The following is a 16669-nucleotide window of genomic DNA, read 5'->3' on the forward strand; positions in this document are numbered from 1 at the left end:
GGGATGAGCGGAGTTTAAGAGACGAAGATCGAAGCGATCTCGTCCTCGCTCAGCAACCGCCACGCGCCCGGCGCCAGATCATCCGGCAGCATCAGCCCGCCCAGCCGCTCGCGGTGCAGGGCCTCGACGTGGTTGCCCGCCGCCGCGAACATCCGACGCACCTGATGATAGCGCCCCTCCGTCACCGTCAGCAGGGCCTCGGTCGGCGACACTACCTCCAGCACGGCGGGCGCCAGCGGCTTGTCCTCGCCCTCCAGCACCAGCTCGCCCGAAGCGAACAGCGCCCCTTCCGTCCCGTTCAGGGGCCGCGCCAGCGTCGCGCGATAGACCTTGGCCACATGGCGCTTGGGGCTGATCACCCGGTGCAGCAGGTCGCCGTCGTCGGTCAGCAGCAGCAGGCCGCTGGTCTGCTTGTCCAGCCGCCCGATGGTCGAGATCGCCGGATCGCGCCGCCGCCAGCGGTCGGGCAGGACGTCATAGACCAACGCCCCGTCCTCCTTGTGCGAACAGGTCATGCCCAGCGGCTTGTTCAGCAGGACGACCAGACCGGCGACCGGGTCCAGCGGCTCGCCGTCGATCTCCATGCGGTTCGGCAGGTCGGGCGTCACCGGGATACGCTTGGACACATCGGTCAGATCGGCGCCGTCCAGCACGATGCCGCCCGCCTTTCCCAGCCGCGCCATCTCGGCCCGCGAGCCGTAGCCCATCGAGCCCAGCAGCTTGTCCACGCGGGAGGTAAGGGTCTTCTTGCTCATGCGCCTGCTCCCCCTGCCGTCATCCTCGGGCTTGACCCGAGGATCCAGAGACTCGACGCCGCCGTCGGCGTGCAGCCTTCGACGCTCGGCGTATATGGACCCTCGGGACAAGCCCGAGAGTGACGATGAAGAGGGAAGTTCACTTCACCGCCTCGAAAACCTTGTAGCCGCCCTGGTCGACCACCATCCGCACGCGCTTGAAGGCGGCGTCCAGTTCGGCCTCATAGGGCAGGTGACGGTTGGCGACGATCCAGGCGGTTCCGCCCTTCTTCAGCATCTCGGCCGCCTTGCGGATGAAGGCCTGGCCCAGCCGCCGGTCCTCGTCTCCGCCGTCATGGAAGGGCGGATTGCTGACGATGAAATTCAGGTCGCCTGCCCCCTCCAGCGTCCGCACGTCGGCCCAGTCGAAGCCGGCCCGCGCGTCCTCGACGTTGCGCTTCGCCGCCTCGACCGCGCGCCGGTCGACGTCGATCAGCCGTAGGGCCGTCACGGCGGGCGACCGCAACACCACCGTCGACAGCGCCCCGAAGCCGCAGCCCAGATCGGCGCCCGTCCCCTTCAGCGGCGGCAGCACCTGCGCCAGCAGCGCCGTGCCCGGATCGATCCGGTCCCAGGCGAAGACGCCCGGCTGCGACCAGGCCTCCAGTCCCGGAACCACGCGCGGCGCGCCCGCCTCGATCGCCGCGTCCAGCCCCTCGGCCGCCTCGGGCCGGATGACGATGCAGCGGCGATGGTGCGCCTTGGCCGTCTCTGCGACCTCCAGCCCGAAGCCCTTCAGCTCCTTGCCCAGACGCGAGCCGCCCTTGTCCTTGGGCGCCATGACGTCCAACCGACCGCCGGGCTTCAACGCCTTCAGCGCCAGCGCCAGCGTATAGCGCCGCTCAACCGCGCCGGGCGGCGCATAGAGCATCACCCCGTCGGCCGATCCGGGCGCGACCGTCTCCAGCGCCGTCGAGCCGGGGATCAGGGGCGAGGTCTGGGTCGCCGTCGAGGGCGGATCGAACACCGCAGGAGGGCGGCCGTAGAGAAGCATGGTCATCCCCCGCCTATAATCCCTTCTACCCTCGCCCGAGAAGCCGCGCGCGCCTAAGCTGACGCCCATGCCCGAATTACCCGAAGTCGAAACCGTCCGTCGCGGCCTGGAGCCTGTGCTGGAAGGCGCGCGTCTGACCGCGCCGCGCCAGAACCGGCCGGACCTGCGCTTCCCTTTCCCGGAGCGCTTCATCGAGCGGCTGGAGGGGGCGACGGTGCTGCGTCTGGAGCGGCGGGCGAAATATCTGCTGTTCCCCCTGTCGACCGGCGAGACCTGGATCACCCACCTGGGCATGACCGGCCGCTTCACCCTGGAAGGCGTCGCCCCCGGCGCGTTCAAGACGGACGCTCCCGTCGTCGGCAAGCATGAGCATATGAGCCTGACGGCCGACCGGGGCGGGGTGCTGACGCGGCTGGGCTACGCCGATGCGCGGCGTTTCGGCTTCATGGGCCTGATCCCGACCGAGGCGGTCGAGGGGCACGCCTGGTTCGCCAGGCTGGGGCCGGAGCCGCTGGGCAACGCCTTCTCGGGCGCGCATCTGGCCGAGGCCTTCGCGGGCAAGGCGCAGAACATCAAGGTCAGCCTGCTGGACCAGAGCATCGTGGCCGGTCTGGGCAACATCTATGTGTGCGAGGCGCTTTACCGGGCGCGTATCTCGCCCCTGACGGCGGCGGGTGAGATCAGCCGTCCCCGGCTGGAGCGTCTGGCGGTCGAGGTGCGTAATGTGCTGGGCGACGCCATCGCGGCGGGGGGCTCGACCCTGAAGGACTTCGCAAATGTCGAGGGCGGCCAGGGCTATTTCCAGCACCGCTTCGACGTCTATGGCCGCGAGCATGAGCCGTGCCGCACCGAGGGCTGTCGCGGCGTGGTGAAGCGCATCGTGCAGGGCGGCCGCTCGACCTTCTTCTGCGCGGCCTGCCAGAAGAAGTAATGTGTCGCAAAATTTAGACTCAATGTAAAAAATAATAGATAAAACGTCCGCTTTGTGTGACATTGCTCCGCGACAGAGCAGCCAGGGAGCGCGCCATGAGCTTTCGCGAGAAGCACCTGTGGGTGGCCATCATCGCCGGGTTGGCGGTCTGGGGCGCCTACGCCTGGAGGTTCGGCGAGCGGGTGTTGGCCGGAGGGCTGAAGCAGGCGGACTTCGCCGCCGACATGGGCGGTCTGTTCATCTTGGGCCTGATCGCTGTGGTGGTTCTGGAAAGCGGGCTGACGGCCCTGGCCATGCTGACGACGCCCAAGGCCGAGCGCCAGGCGCGCGACGAGCGTGAAGGCGCAGCGACGCTGCAGGCCAGCCATGTGTCTCTGATGCTGTTGATCGGCCTGCTGGTGACGATCTCGGCGGTCGCCTATGGGGTCGGCTTCTGGGGCAGCCTCAAGCCTGAGGGGCTGGCGCGGTGGATGATCCCCGGCAACGGCCTGGTGCTGGCGGCCAATGCGGTGCTGGGCTGCGTCATGCTGTCCGAACTGGCGCGCTGGGCCCTGTCCCTGGCCCTGCTCCGTCGGGGGCGCTGATGGGCAAGCCGCCGCCGCCCATCCGGAACCGCATCCGCGAACTGCGCTTCCATGCCAATGAGATGACTCAGGCCGACCTGGCCGCGCGCATCGGCATGACGCGCCAGACCATCGTCGCCATGGAGCAGGGCAAATACTCGCCCAGCCTCGAAGCCGCCTTCCGCATCGCCCAGGTCTTCGGCGTCGAGATCGGCGAGGTGTTCCAGTGGGAGGGCTGAGGCGCTAGACCACCCTGCAACGAGCATAGAGGAGCGCCTGATGGCCGACGCCTATTCCACCCTGCTGATCGAACGCCACGCCGACGGCTATGCGGTCGTCACCCTGAACCGGCCCGAGGCGCTGAATGCGCTGAACACCACCCTGACCGGCGAGCTGGGCGACTTCCTGGAGAGCGTGGCCGATGACGACAGCGTGCGCTGCATCGTCCTGACCGGCTCGGTGAAGGCCTTCGCGGCGGGCGCCGACATCAAGGAGATGGCGGATCAGGCCTATGCCGACATGTATCGCGGCAACTTCTTCGCCCGCGCCCACGACCGGGTGGCGAACTTCCGCAAGCCGATCATCGCGGCGGTGTCGGGCTATGCCCTGGGCGGCGGCTGCGAACTGGCCATGCTGTGCGACTTCATCATCGCCTCGGACACGGCCAGGTTCGGCCAGCCCGAGATCAACCTGGGCGTGGCGCCCGGCATCGGCGGCTCTCAGCGCCTGACCCGCGCCGTGGGCAAGGCCAAGGCGATGGACATGTGCCTGACCGGCCGGATGATGGACGCGGCCGAGGCCGAGCGTTCGGGTCTGGTCTCGCGCGTCGTGGCCGCCGACGCCCTGCTGGACGAGGCGCGCGCCGCCGCCGCCAAGATCGCCGGCCAGTCGGTCCTGGCCGTCATGGCCAACAAGGAGCTGGTCAACGCCGCCTTCGAGACGACCCTGGCGCAAGGGGTGGTGTTCGAGCGCCGCCTGTTCCACTCCCTGTTCGCCTTCGACGACCAGAAGGAGGGCATGGCCGCCTTCGTCGAGAAGCGCAAACCGGCTTTCACGGGTCGCTGAATCCGTGTCGGGGCCGGACGCTGCGGGGCGCAAACCCCGGCCCCGACTCAATTCCCGCCGGATCGCGTTGACCGTTCGGGGGCTTTCCGCTATAGCCGCCCGCTCTTGAGATTTTCTCGCCGTGGACGTGTGGTTTGCGGCGTTTTCGTTCGAAGGTTTTTACCCGATGGCCAACAATGCAGGCGCCCGCAAGGCGATCCGCAAGATCGAAGCGCGGACCGAAGTGAACAAGGCCCGCCGCACCCGCGTGCGCACCTACCTGCGCAAGTTCCAGGAAGCCCTGACGGGCGGCGACGTCGAAGCCGCCAAGGCCGCCTTCATCACCGCTCAGTCGGAACTGATGCGCGCCGTGTCGAAGGGCGTGGTTCACAAGAACACCGGCTCGCGCAAGGTCAGCCGTCTGGCCGCCCAGCTGAAGAAGCTGTCGGCCGCCTGATTTCGCAGGGCGCTCGGACGGGTCTTCACGGCTTCGTCAAACGGCGCAATGTGACGGCTACGGAGGGCCTGTAACGGGCATTTCGTAAAAGAATGTAAGAATTTCAACGGCGAGGAAGCGCAAGCTCCCTCGCCGTCTTGCTGTCTGCTCCTAAGTCGCGCTTACGGATTCGGGTTATGGATTGGGGCGAAATCGCCATTTTCCCAAGCCCTGCCGAGGTTTGCCGGAGTCAATCAATTTAAGTGCGAATCTCGACTCGAATCAGCGTTGATCTCCGCCGCGCCGGGGGTAAGTTGAAGGGGTAACGCGCTTCCGTCCTGTTGGGATGAAGACGAGGGAAATCAATGATTTCCCTTGGCGCGAGATGTCTGTCTGTGAGTACGACCCCGCTTGCGAAGCCCCGCTTCGCGAGGCGAGAGAAGTCGTCCCTGGACGTGGCGTCTCGAAGGGCGTTCGTCGGTGATAACTCTTGTGGCGGGTGTTCTGAATGATCGGGGGCGCGGTAATGGCGGGAATGACGGATCCCAACCGTATCTGGACCGAGGCGGCGGACCGCCTGAAGGCTGAGATCGGGGATGGTCCCTTCAGCTCCTATATCGCGCCTTCCGCCGTGCGCGTGGACTCCCAGGGCAATCTGATCCTGGTGACCCCGACGGCCTACGCCCGCGACTGGGTGCGCAAGAACGCCCTGCGCCGCATGAACGAGCTGTGGCTGGGCCTGGACGGCCTGTCGCGCCGTCTGGAGGTGCGCTGCCGCGCCGAGATGGGTTCGGCGCCGCCGTCGGGCCTGCGCGACGCCCCGCGCCTGGCTTCGATCAGCCCCGCCCCGATCGCTCCGGCCGCCGCCGCGCCCGCCTTCGCCGCCGCGACCGACGGCGCCCGCGCCGTGCGCGCCGCCGGTCTGCAGGAGCGTCTGACCTTCGACAGCTTCGTCGAGGGCCACGGCAACGCCTTCGCCCTGGCCATCGCCAAGCAGGTGGCGACCTGGGCGGACGGCCACTTCAACCCCGTCTTCTTCTGCGGCCCCTACGGCTACGGCAAGACCCACCTGCTGAACGCCATCGCCTGGGAGGCCCAGCGCCTGCGCCCGGACGCCAAGGTGGTCTATCTGACCGCCGAACGCTTCCTGTCGACCTTCGTGCGCGCCATGCAGGACCGTTCGACCGCCGCCTTCAAGGAAAGCCTGCGCTCGGCCGACATGCTGTTGCTGGACGACGTCCAGTTCGTCGGCGGCAAGACGAGCACCCAGGAAGAGCTGCTGAACACCCTCACGGCCCTGATCGAGGACGGCAAGCGGATCGTCCTGTCGGCCGACCGCGCGCCCATGGCCCTGACCGATGTCGAGCCGCGCCTGCGCAGCCACCTGGCCGCAGGCCTGACCTGCCCGGTCGAGGCGGCGGACCGCGACCTCAAGGTCGCCGTGGCCCAGTCGCGCCTGAACGCCCTGGCCCAGTTGGGCGTCGTCACGGGCGAGGCCCGCGCCGACGTGCTGGAGCATCTGATCGACCGCACCCCCGGCTCGATGCGCGAGCTGGAAGGCGCCGTGAACACCCTGGCCGCCGTCGCCGGGAGCCGTCTGTCGGCTCTGACGGTGGACGAGGTTCAGTCCCTGCTGGGCGCCGCCCTGCGCACGGGCCCCGAGCGCCGCATCACCGTGGACGAGATCCAGAAGACGGTGGCCGAGCACTTTAACCTCAAGCAGGCCGACCTGCTGAGCGAGCGCCGCACCCGCGCCATCGCCCGTCCGCGTCAGGTCGCCATGTATCTGTGCAAGCAGCACACGACCCGCTCCTATCCCGACATCGGCCGCCGCTTCGGCGGGCGCGACCACACGACCGTCCTGCACGGGGTCCGCAAGATCGAGGAGCTGATGCCCAAGGACGACCAGATCGCCCGCGACGTCGAGGCCCTCACGCGCAAACTGCGCGGCTAAAAGGAAAGCGACGCGCAAACTGCGCAGGTAAGCTCTCCCTCCGCTCATCCCAGCGAGGACTGGGATGAGCGGATTTCAGGGGCGCCCAGCCTGTGGAAACCGGGGGCAAGCGCCTCTGGCCGTTGCCCCCCGCGCTCAATGCGCTAGTGTTCCTGCCCATATTTACGGCGACGCTGCTTCGGCGGGGTCGCGACCGGGCGAGACCAAATGCAGCTGACCATCGAACGATCCGCGCTTCTTCGGGCCCTGGGGCACGTCCAGAGCGTGGTCGAGCGTCGCAACACCATTCCGATCCTGTCCAATGTGCTGCTGAGCGCCGGGCGCGACCGCTTGTCGTTCGCCGCCACCGACCTGGACATGGAGATGGTCGACGAGGCCGAGGCCCAGGTGAACGTCGAGGGCCAGATCACGGCCCCGGCCCACACCCTGTATGAAATCGTGCGCAAGCTGCCGGACGGCGCCGAGGTGTCGCTGACCTATTCGGGCGACGATCCGCGTCTGGTGGTGGCGGCGGGCCGGTCGCGCTTCAACCTGCCGGTGCTGCCGGCGGGCGACTTCCCGGTCATGTCGACCGAGGCGTCGGGCGCGCGCTACACCCTGCCCAAGGAAGACCTGGCCCGCCTGATCGACAAGACGCGCTTCGCCGTCTCGACCGAAGAGACGCGCTACTATCTGAACGGCCTGTATCTGCACACCGTGGCTGACGGCGGCATTCCGCTGCTGCGCGCCGTGGCCACCGACGGCCACCGCCTGGCCCTGGCCGAGACCCCGGCGCCGGAAGGCGCGGCGGGCGGCCCCGGCGTCATCGTGCCGCGCAAGACCGTGGATCAGGTCCGCCGCCTGCTGGACGACGGCGCCGGCACGGTCGAGGTCCAGGTCTCGGCCCAGAAGATCCGCTTCGAGTTCGGCGAGGCCAGCCTGACCTCCAAGGTCATTGACGGCGCCTTCCCCGACTATCTGCGCGTCATCCCCAAGGGCAACGACAAGCAGGCCGACATCGACAACAGCCTGTTCGCCAAGGCCGTCGACCGCGTGGCCACCATCTCGGCCGAGAAGAGCCGCTCGGTGAAGCTGGCCTTCGACAACGACCGCGTGAAGCTGACCGTCCGCAACATGGAGGCCGGTCAGGCCGAGGAAGAGGTCGAGATCGGCTATTCCGACGAACCGTTCGAGATCGGCTTCAACGCCCGCTACCTGCTGGACGTCGCCGGCCAGATCACCGGCGAGACGGCCCACTTCAAGTTCGCCGACCCGGCCAGCCCGACGCTGGTGCTCGATCCGGCCGACGTGGGCGTGCAGTACGTGCTGATGCCGCTGCGGGTTTGATCGAGCTGGCGCAGCTCCTTTTTCCGCTCATCCCGGCGGACGCCGGGACCCAGTGAGAGCCGGGAGCGGTCGGTCGGATGTTCTACGTCTACATTCTGGCCAGCCGCCCCAACGGCACGCTCTACACGGGCTCAACCGACGACCTGCTGAAGCGGGTTGTCGAGCATCGCGAGAAGCTGCGCGGCGGGTTTACCGCGAAGTACGCTGTCTCCCGCTTGGTCTGGTACGAAGTCCACGACTCTCGAGAGGCCGCCTTTGTTCGCGAACGCCGCATCAAGGAGTGGCGACGTGAGTGGAAGCTGGACCTGATCGAGCGTATGAACCCTGAATGGGCCGATCTGTTCGAGACGCTCCTTTGAACCGCGCCGCTTGCGGCCAAAGCACTGGGTCCCGGCGTCCGCCGGGATGAGCGGATAGATTGAGCCTCACCTCCCTCGCCCTCACCGACTTCCGCTCCTACGCGGGCGCGACCCTGCCGGTCTCCGGCGGAACCGTCGTGCTGCATGGGCCGAACGGAGCGGGGAAGACCAATCTGCTGGAAGCCGTCAGCCTGCTGACCCCCGGCAAGGGGCTGCGCGGGGCGACGGCGGCCGAGATGGGGCGGCGCGAGCCGGGCGAGGCGGTCGGGCGGCCGTGGGCCGTGGCGGCGACGCTTCAGGGCGCGGACGGCGATGAGGTGCGCCTGGGCACCGGCGTGCAGACCATGGGGCCGTCGGCGCGGCGTATCGTGCGCATCGACGGCGAGACGGCGCCGCCGGGACGGCTGCTGGATCATCTGCGCCCGGTCTGGGCCACGCCCGAGCAGGACCGGCTGTTCTCGGACGCGCGGGCCGAGCGGCTGCGGTTCTTCGACCGGCTGGTTTTCGCCGCCCATCCCGATCATGCGGCTGTCGTCTCCACCTATGAAAAGGCCCTGCGCGAGCGGTTGCGGCTGCTGACCGACGAAGCGCGCCCGCCCGATCCCTTGTGGCTGGACGCGCTGGAGGCCCGGTTGGCCGAGAGCGGGGCGCGGGCGGCTATGGCGCGCGCCGCCGCGCTTAAGGCGCTTCAGGCCGGGATCGACGCCCGCGCCGACCGTCCCTTCCCCCAGGCCGATCTAGGGCTGGCCGGTCCGGCCGAGGAGATGGCGGCGGCGGGCGCGGACGAGGCCGACATCGTCGAGGCGCTGGGCGAGGGTCTGATGCGCGCCCGCGCTCGCGACGCGGCGGCGGGACGCAGCCTGTTCGGGCCGCACCGTTCGGACCTGACGGCCCTGCATCGCGAGAAGAACCGGCCCGCCGCCGAGGGGTCTTCCGGCGAGCAGAAGGCCCTGGTGCTGAACCTGATCCTGGCCCAGGTGGCGCGTCTGGCGGATCAGCCCGCGCAGCCCGTCTTGCTGCTGGACGAGGCGCCCGCCCATCTGGACGAAGCCCGCCGCGCCGCCCTGTTCGACGAGATCGAGGCGCTGAAGCTGCAGGCCTTCATGACGGGCACCGAGCGCCCGCTGTTCGCGGCGCTGGAGGGGCGCGCGCAGTTCGTGGCGGTGGAAGGCGGCGGCCTGTCCGTCTAGGGCTTAAAGGCTCGCTTTTCCCGTCGAATTTCCTATATATCGAGGACTTCGGGGCGCGCTGATTTGCGCCCCTGAGACGGGCGGTCGAAGGGCCGCCTCTTCCCTGTCCGTCCACGGACCCTGAGCCGACGTTTTCATGACCGAACAGACTGCTCCCTCGCCTGAGTACGGCGCCGATTCCATCAAGGTTCTCAAAGGCCTGGACGCGGTGCGCAAGCGCCCCGGCATGTATATCGGCGACACGGACGACGGCTCGGGCCTGCACCACATGGTCTATGAGGTGGTGGACAACGCCATCGACGAGGCCCTGGCCGGCCACGCCGACCTGGTGACGGTCACCCTGAACGAGGACGGCTCGGTCACCGTGACCGACAACGGTCGCGGCATCCCGACCGCCATTCACGCCGAGGAAGGCATTTCCGCCGCCGAGGTCATCATGACCCAGTTGCACGCCGGCGGTAAGTTCGACCAGAACTCCTACAAGGTGTCCGGCGGCCTGCACGGCGTGGGCGTGTCCGTGGTCAACGCCCTGTCGGACTGGCTGGAGCTGGTCATCTATCGCGACGGCAAGAAGCACAGCGTCCGTTTCGAGCGCGGCGAGACCGTGCGCTCGCTGGCCGTCGTCGGCGAGGCGCCGATGCGCGAGGACAAGGGCCGTCTGCTGACCGGCACCGAAGTCACCTTCTTCCCCTCGGTCACGACCTTCAGCCACATCGACTTCGACCTGAAGACGCTGGAGCACCGTCTGCGCGAGCTGGCCTTCCTGAACTCGGGCGTGGTCATCAAGCTGTCGGATCATCGCGGCGCTGAGCCCATCGAGATCCTGCTGCACTATGAGGGCGGCGTCGAAGCCTTCGTGCGCCACCTCGACAAGTCCAAGACGCCGATCCTGAAGGACGTCATCGTCATTCGCGGCCAGAAGGACGGCATCGAGCTGGACCTGGCCCTGTGGTGGAACGACAGCTACCACGAGACCATGCTGTGCTTCACCAACAACATCCCGCAGCGGGATGGGGGCACCCACCTGTCGGCCTTCCGCGCCTCGCTGACCCGCGTCATGGGCAGCTATATCGAGAGCTCGGGCCTGGCCAAGAAGGAGAAGGTCGCGCCTACCGGCGAGGACGCCCGCGAGGGCCTGACCTGCGTCCTGTCGGTCAAGGTGCCGGACCCCAAGTTCAGCTCGCAGACCAAGGACAAGCTGGTCTCGTCCGAGGTGCGCCCGGCGGTCGAGAACCTGTGCTCCGAGGGGCTGTCCGAATGGTTCGAGGAACACCCGGTCGAAGCCAAGCTGATCGTCTCCAAGATCATCGAGGCGGCGTCCGCCCGTGAAGCCGCTCGCAAGGCGCGCGACCTGACCCGCCGCAAGTCGGCGCTGGAGATCAGCTCCCTGCCCGGCAAGCTGGCCGACTGTCAGGAACGCGATCCGGCCAAGTCCGAACTGTTCATCGTCGAGGGCGATTCCGCCGGCGGTTCGGCCAAGCAGGCGCGCAACCGCGAGAACCAGGCCGTCCTGCCCCTGCGCGGCAAGATCCTGAACGTCGAACGCGCGCGCTTCGACCGGATGCTGTCGTCGGACCTGATCGGCACGCTCATTCTGGCGCTGGGCACCGGCATCGGCCGTGACGACTTCAACGCCGACAAGCTGCGCTATCACAAGATCATCCTGATGGCCGACGCCGACGTCGACGGCGCCCACATCCGCACCCTGCTGCTGACCTTCTTCTATCGTCAGATGCCGGAGCTGATCGAACGCGGCCACGTCTATATCGCCCAGCCGCCGCTCTATAAGGTGTCGAAGGGCAAGCAGCACCGCTACGTCAAGGATCAGGCGGAGATGGACGCCTATCTGATCGAGGAAGGCAGCGCCGAGGCCGTGCTGGAACTGGCCTCGGGCGAGGTGCGCGCCGGTATGGACCTGCAGGAGCTGGTGCGCGAGGCCAAGGGCTTCAAGGCGCTGGTCGACCGGCTGGCGACGCGGGCTCCGGCCTTCGCCATCGAACAGGGCGCCCTGGCCGGTCTGTTCAGCGAGAACGCCGGCGAACTGGCCGACCGCGCCGCGCGTGCGGCCGAACGGCTGAACCTCTACGCCGAGGAAGGCGACGGTCCGTGGAGCGGCGAACTGGCCGCCCAGGGCGGGGTGGCGTTCAACCGCGTGCGCCGCGCCGTCAGCGAGACCATAGTGCTGGACGAGGTGCTGGGCCGCTCGCTGGACGCCCGCCGTCTGGCCGAACGCGCAGCCGCCTTCGACGGCCTGTTCTCGGCCCCGGCCGTCTATCGCCGCAAGGACAAGACCACGACCATCCGCGGCCCGCTGGACCTGCTGGCGGCTGTGCTGGACGCGGGCAAGAAGGGCATCGCCATCCAGCGCTACAAGGGTCTGGGCGAGATGAACCCGGAACAGCTGTGGGAGACGACCCTGGACGCCAACGCCCGCACCCTGCTGCAGGTGAAGGTGGAGCATGGCGACGACGCCGACGACCTGTTCGCCAAGCTGATGGGCGACGTGGTCGAGCCGCGCCGCGAGTTCATCCAGGACAACGCCCTGGACGCCGCCGTCGACGCCTGATCTCGTGGGCGGTTCGCGGCGCCGTCAGGCGCCGCGACGGTCCAGTTCGACCCGGTTCCGGCCGTTCTGCTTGGCGCGGTACAGGGCGTCGTCGGCTGACTTGATCAGATAGTTCTCGTCCGGGTGGCCGTAATGTTCGGCGACGCCGACCGACACCGACACGTTGAAAGGCGCCAAGCCCGCCGCCGTAATGGCCTTGGCCGCTAGGGCCAGGCGCATCCGCTCTGCGATGGTCGCGGCTTGGTGCAGGCTGGTCTCGACCAGGACCACCAGGAACTCCTCGCCGCCGTAGCGGAAGACGAAGTCGCTGGGGCGGACGTTTTCGGTCACGGCCTCGGCCACCTGGCGCAGCACCTCGTCGCCGACCGGGTGGCCGTGCGTGTCGTTGATCCGCTTGAAGTGATCCACGTCCAGCAGCAGCACCGACAAGGGCGTGTGATTGGCGTTAGCGAAGCCGATCTCGCGGCTCAGGATCGACGACAGGAAGCGCCGGTTCAGGGCGCGGGTCAGCGGGTCGCGCCCGCCCTCCATGCCCGCCAGCCCCTGGAACATCTCGTTCAACAGGAAGGCGACCTCCTCGACGGCGGCTTCGAGCGCCTTGAGGGGCGCGGCCAGGTCGGCCGGGGCGGCGTCCGGCGTGAAGCGGGGCAGAAGCTCGCTGTCGATCCGCTCCATGGTCGCGTTCAGCCGCGCCAGATGCGGCGAGCCGTCGAACAGGAAGTCGGCCCGGTGGCGGATCCACAGGCCGAACGGCGAGGCGCCCAGCGCGCCCGCCCCATCGACGCCGCCTGATCCCAGGATGCGGAACAGGGTCTTCTGGCTCCATTCCATCAGGCCCGCACGCTGGCTTTCGCGCTCGAAATGAATGTCCTGATCCAGGGAGAACAGCCGATAGGCTTCGTCCAGGCGCGCGCGGTTGCTGGCGCCCTTCTCATAGGACTGGCTCATCAGGCGAAGGGCGTGGTCGATGCGTTGGTCCGCTAGCCGCAGCAAGTCGAAGGCCGCCGGATCGTCGGCCAGGTCGTCCGCCAGCCGCGTCTTCAGCACCGCCGCCCCCGCCATGACCAGGTGCATGGGAATCTTGATGCGGGCGTGGACCTCGCCGATCTTCATCTGCCGCGCGATGAAAGCCGCTTCGGCCAAGTCGGCGCCGGGCGCGAACAAGTCCACCAGCCAGTTGCGCAGCGACGGACTCAACCGCTCCTGCACCACCGAATGATGCAGGAAGGTCCGCGCCTCCTCATGCGCCAGAAGCGTCTCATAGAAAGCCGCCACAAGGGCGTCGGCGCGGTTCTGGATCAGTTGGCGAAGACGGTTCGACAACGCCAAGTCAGCGGCGCCGACCAGATCGGCGACCACGAGAGAGGAAAGCGGCAAGGGATTACTCGATACTGTACTGGGCTTCGCGGCGACGCCACGGCGGCCTTAGCCCCAAGCGGCCAAGGGAACAACCCGAAGTCGGGCCCAACCACGCCCTGGCGGATCAGCGCGAGTCGGGCCGCCCCGCTTCGACGAAGGCGCGGATCGTCGGAAAGGACGCCGCCCCGCGCTTGCTCTCGCAGACGATCTCCTGGACGTAGGAATCGAGCGAGTTGCGGGCTATCGGCTCGAAATCATAACCATCGTCGATCCGCTCCTGCTCGGCGCCGTCGGGACCGTAATAGACTTCCTCGCCGGATTTCGATTGATTGGCGGAGCAGCGGAAAGAGATAACACCGACGCTGTGCGACAGGTCGCCCGGGGCGCCCGTCGCAGGCACGCGCGCCAATCGGGCGCTGGTAACGCCGTCGGCCTGGGCGATCGAATCCACATCGACCATGAAGGCAGTGGCGGCGCTGCGCGAAATGACGTTCCAATTCTCAGCCAGGGCGGGTGATGCGACCAGGCCCAGAACAGCGGACAGGATGGTGATTGATTTCTTCATGAGAACCTCCCCAGGTCGGACGATTTCACTCCTGATCGAAAAAAATTACAATCCAGGTCCGCTGCGTGACGCTGTCGAGGTTTCGCCGCTATCTGTCGGCAGGTTGCCGTCATGAGCCGGTTTTTCGCTGTCCTGACCGCCCTGTCCCTGAGTCTTGCGACGTTCGCCGCGCCTGCAGACGCCCGCGCGCCTGCGGCCGTCGCTTCGGCGCAGCCCGCCTCGTTTCAGTCGTCGCGTATCCTCGTCGAGACCCGCGGACAGGGGCCGGACGTCGTTCTGATTCCGGGCCTGGCTTCGACCTCGGCGGTCTGGAGCCGAACCGCCGACGCCCTGCAGAACCGCTATCGCGTGCATCTGATCTCGGTGCGCGGCTTCGGCCAGATTCCGGCGGGCGGCAACGCCGAGGGACGCATCAGCGGCCCGGTGGCGGCCGAAATCCTGCGCTACATCGACGAAGAGAGCCTGACTCGCCCGGCCCTGATCGGCCACTCCATGGGCGGACAGGTCGCCCTGCGCGTCGCCGCCGACGGCGGACGCAGGGTCGGGCGCGTCATGGTGGTGGACGCCTCGCCCTTCTTTCCGTCCCTGATCAGCCCAGGCTCGACCGTAGGCGATGTCGAACCCCTGGCGCGACTGGCCTATCAGGGCCTGATGCTGCTGGGCGACGAAGCCTTGCGCACACAGGCCGCCTCCATGGGGCTGGAGCTGGGCGGCGCCGCCGACAGCCTGTTCAACGGCCTGGGCTGGCAGGGCGGCGACCGGCGCGTCCTGGCCCAGGGCCTGTACGAGGTGATGACCGTGGACCTGCGTTCGCGCCTGCCGCTGATCCAGGCGCCGGTGACCGTCGTCTATGGCTGGAGCCCCGACGCCGAAAGCCCGCGCGGCCACGTCGATGACCTGTTCCGTGCGGGCTACCGCTCCCTGCCGCGCCCCGCCGCCTTCGAGAGGATCGAGGGAGCCGAACACATGGTCATGATCGACCGCCCCCGTCAGTTCCAGCAGGCGGTCGAACGCTTCCTGCGCTGAGGCGTCAGTTCGGCTGAAGCCGACGGATCGAGGCCAGCAGGGCCGCGTCGTCGCCCATGTCGCCCTCGATGACGTACTGGGGGCGTTGCGGCTCGTTGTTGCCGCGCGCGCGGCCGCGATAGACCTTCATCGGCACGGCGATCTCGGCAAGGCCGCTGGGCAGGGTCGGCTCACGGATCTCCATGTAGACGGTGTCGGCCGAGGTCTCGCGCCCGACCTGGACGGCGCCAACGGTCTTCCACAGATCGACGGCGTCCAGGCAGGCCGAGCCGCAGCTGGAATCGGTCAGGACATAGACGCGGCCCTTCATCAGTTGCGGCGCGGGCGGCGGCGGAGCGGCGTCGGCAGGCTCATCATTGGCGCTGCGCCAATAGACCTGGCCGGCGGCCTTCGCCGCCTTCATTCCGTTTATGGCGTCTTCGGCCCAGGCGATCAGTTCGGGCGAGCCGTTCGAGGCGCGCAGCTTGTCGAGGAAGGCGGAGATTTCGGCGATGTTGCCGTCCGAGGCGCGCCAGTCGACGCCCTCGATCGCCGGTTCAGGGTGGGCGGCCATCCAGTCGTCGCCCCACAGAACCTGGGCCATCAGCTGGCTCCAGTGCGAGGAGCCGCCGCCGTTGCCGCGCAGGTCCAGCACCACATAAGGGGCGGCGCGCAGGGCGTCCTGCTTGGCCTTCATGTCGGCGACCAGGGCGGTCAGTTCGGCGTGGGCCTCGCTGGCGGGATCGCCGTTGAAGGTCGGGGTCGAGATCCAGAAGCCCCCGTCGTCGAAATGCTTCAGGGCGAAGTCGGGCCGGGCGCCGGACGTCAGGCGGGCGCGGCGATCGCTCAGATCATCGGGCGTCGCGCGCCAGTTGAGGGCGTAGGTCCGGGTCGCGCCGCCCGTCTCGAACCGGCAGGTCGTCATCTCGGTCTGCCACGGGTTTTCCGCGCTCAGGAACATCCAGTCGCCGAAGCGGGTCTTGATCGCCTCCAGGAACCAGCGCCCCCGGAACTGGCCGATGCGCTGTTCGGCCAGGGACGCGGCGTCCACCCCGTCGCAGTCGATCAGCCGGGCGCCCAGAGGCGGGGCGGCGGCGTCGGCTTCATCGCGATCCGCCACCACCTGATCGGCCCCGCGATAGACGGTCAGGAAGCCGGGCCAGCGGGTCGGGAAGCCGAAGTCCCTCTGGGTCATGCTGATCTGAACGTGCCCGTCCTCGAAGCTGGCGACATAGGCGCGCATCGCCCACCACCAGCCGCCTCGATCCGTAGTGGTCTTCGCCCGCTCCAGCGCCGTGGCCAGGCCTTGATCCAGGCGGGCGCGGAAGCCGGGATTGAGCGGATCATGCACGCCCGGATGGCTGTCGATCATGACGGCGTGCAGGCCGGTTGCATCCTGGACCAGAGTCGCAGACCAGTCGCGCGGCTGTTCCATCGGCTTGGGCGACGCATCAGGCGCCTCCTGAGCCTGAGCCGCGCCGGTCACCGCCAGGCAGGCCACGCCCGCCGCCAACAATCGCTTCATGAGCATCCCCTCGTCTCTTGTCGCCGCAAGGGGTGACAGGCGGAGGGACGGCTCGCCA

The 16669-nt window shown here is 68.2% G+C and carries 16 protein-coding genes; 11 read left to right on the plus strand and 5 right to left on the minus strand.

Annotation, left to right across the window (positions count from 1 at the left end; genetic code table 11):
• Positions 1-14: 14 nt before the first annotated feature.
• Positions 15-755 carry a pseudouridine synthase gene (locus tag EGK63_RS16945; protein ID WP_125899423.1) on the minus strand — a complete coding sequence of 247 codons (741 nt, stop codon included), beginning with the start codon at positions 753-755 and terminating at the stop codon, positions 15-17.
• 139 nt (positions 756-894) lie between these two features.
• A complete protein-coding gene (locus EGK63_RS00530) occupies positions 895-1794 on the minus strand; it encodes a class I SAM-dependent methyltransferase (RefSeq protein WP_125899424.1) in 900 nt (299 codons plus the stop codon).
• A gap of 61 nt (positions 1795-1855) precedes the next feature.
• Between EGK63_RS00530 and mutM the strand changes: the two genes are divergently transcribed.
• The 10 genes from mutM to gyrB all read left to right on the plus strand — a co-directional run bounded on the left by mutM (position 1856) and on the right by gyrB (position 12157).
• The gene (gene mutM / locus EGK63_RS00535) at positions 1856-2719 is read left to right on the plus strand and encodes a bifunctional DNA-formamidopyrimidine glycosylase/DNA-(apurinic or apyrimidinic site) lyase (protein ID WP_125899425.1); all 864 of its coding nucleotides are present in this window, start codon (positions 1856-1858) and stop codon (positions 2717-2719) included.
• Between the two features lie 95 nt (positions 2720-2814).
• Positions 2815-3303, plus strand: a complete 489-nt coding sequence (locus EGK63_RS00540; RefSeq protein ID WP_125899426.1) for a hypothetical protein — start codon at positions 2815-2817, stop codon at positions 3301-3303.
• Entirely contained in the window at positions 3303-3521 is a 219-nt protein-coding gene (locus EGK63_RS00545; RefSeq protein ID WP_125899427.1) for a helix-turn-helix transcriptional regulator, read from the plus strand. The genes EGK63_RS00540 and EGK63_RS00545 overlap by 1 nt, the downstream gene beginning before the upstream one ends.
• Before the next feature lie 40 nt (positions 3522-3561).
• Positions 3562-4347, plus strand: coding sequence for an enoyl-CoA hydratase (locus tag EGK63_RS00550; protein ID WP_125899428.1), 786 nt, complete (start codon positions 3562-3564; stop codon positions 4345-4347).
• Positions 4348-4513: 166 nt separating this feature from the next.
• Positions 4514-4783: a 30S ribosomal protein S20 gene (gene rpsT, locus EGK63_RS00555; protein ID WP_040346357.1), complete on the plus strand. Its 270-nt coding sequence runs from the start codon at positions 4514-4516 to the stop codon at positions 4781-4783.
• A 514-nt stretch (positions 4784-5297) separates the two neighbouring features.
• The gene (gene dnaA, locus EGK63_RS00560; RefSeq protein WP_234287882.1) at positions 5298-6716 is read left to right on the plus strand and encodes a chromosomal replication initiator protein DnaA; all 1419 of its coding nucleotides are present in this window, start codon (positions 5298-5300) and stop codon (positions 6714-6716) included.
• 207 nt (positions 6717-6923) lie between these two features.
• Complete coding sequence (dnaN, locus tag EGK63_RS00565; RefSeq protein ID WP_125899430.1) at positions 6924-8042, plus strand: DNA polymerase III subunit beta; 1119 nt, start codon at positions 6924-6926, stop codon at positions 8040-8042.
• 77 nt (positions 8043-8119) lie between these two features.
• Entirely contained in the window at positions 8120-8401 is a 282-nt protein-coding gene (locus EGK63_RS00570; RefSeq protein ID WP_125899431.1) for a GIY-YIG nuclease family protein, read from the plus strand.
• A 59-nt stretch (positions 8402-8460) separates the two neighbouring features.
• Positions 8461-9591 carry a DNA replication/repair protein RecF gene (gene recF / locus EGK63_RS00575; RefSeq protein WP_125899432.1) on the plus strand — a complete coding sequence of 377 codons (1131 nt, stop codon included), beginning with the start codon at positions 8461-8463 and terminating at the stop codon, positions 9589-9591.
• 136 nt (positions 9592-9727) lie between these two features.
• Positions 9728-12157, plus strand: coding sequence for a DNA topoisomerase (ATP-hydrolyzing) subunit B (gene gyrB / locus EGK63_RS00580; RefSeq protein WP_125899433.1), 2430 nt, complete (start codon positions 9728-9730; stop codon positions 12155-12157).
• A gap of 24 nt (positions 12158-12181) precedes the next feature.
• Here the strand turns inward: gyrB and EGK63_RS00585 are convergent, their stop codons facing one another.
• Positions 12182-13534, minus strand: a complete 1353-nt coding sequence (locus EGK63_RS00585) for a diguanylate cyclase (RefSeq protein ID WP_125899434.1) — start codon at positions 13532-13534, stop codon at positions 12182-12184.
• Between the two features lie 106 nt (positions 13535-13640).
• On the minus strand, positions 13641-14081 hold the full coding sequence (locus EGK63_RS00590; RefSeq protein ID WP_243637513.1) for a hypothetical protein: 441 nt from the start codon (positions 14079-14081) through the stop codon (positions 13641-13643).
• A gap of 111 nt (positions 14082-14192) precedes the next feature.
• On the opposite strand from EGK63_RS00590, the gene EGK63_RS00595 reads away from it, so the two are divergent.
• Positions 14193-15107 (plus strand): alpha/beta fold hydrolase, encoded by a 915-nt coding sequence (locus EGK63_RS00595; RefSeq protein WP_125899435.1) that lies wholly within the window; start codon positions 14193-14195, stop codon positions 15105-15107.
• Positions 15108-15111: 4 nt separating this feature from the next.
• Here EGK63_RS00595 and EGK63_RS00600 read toward each other — a convergent pair whose 3' ends face one another.
• Positions 15112-16611: a S41 family peptidase gene (locus tag EGK63_RS00600; RefSeq protein ID WP_125899436.1), complete on the minus strand. Its 1500-nt coding sequence runs from the start codon at positions 16609-16611 to the stop codon at positions 15112-15114.
• Positions 16612-16669: the final 58 nt, after the last annotated feature.

It is taken from the genome of Brevundimonas sp. 357, from assembly GCF_003938605.1.
Classification (GTDB): domain Bacteria; phylum Pseudomonadota; class Alphaproteobacteria; order Caulobacterales; family Caulobacteraceae; genus Brevundimonas.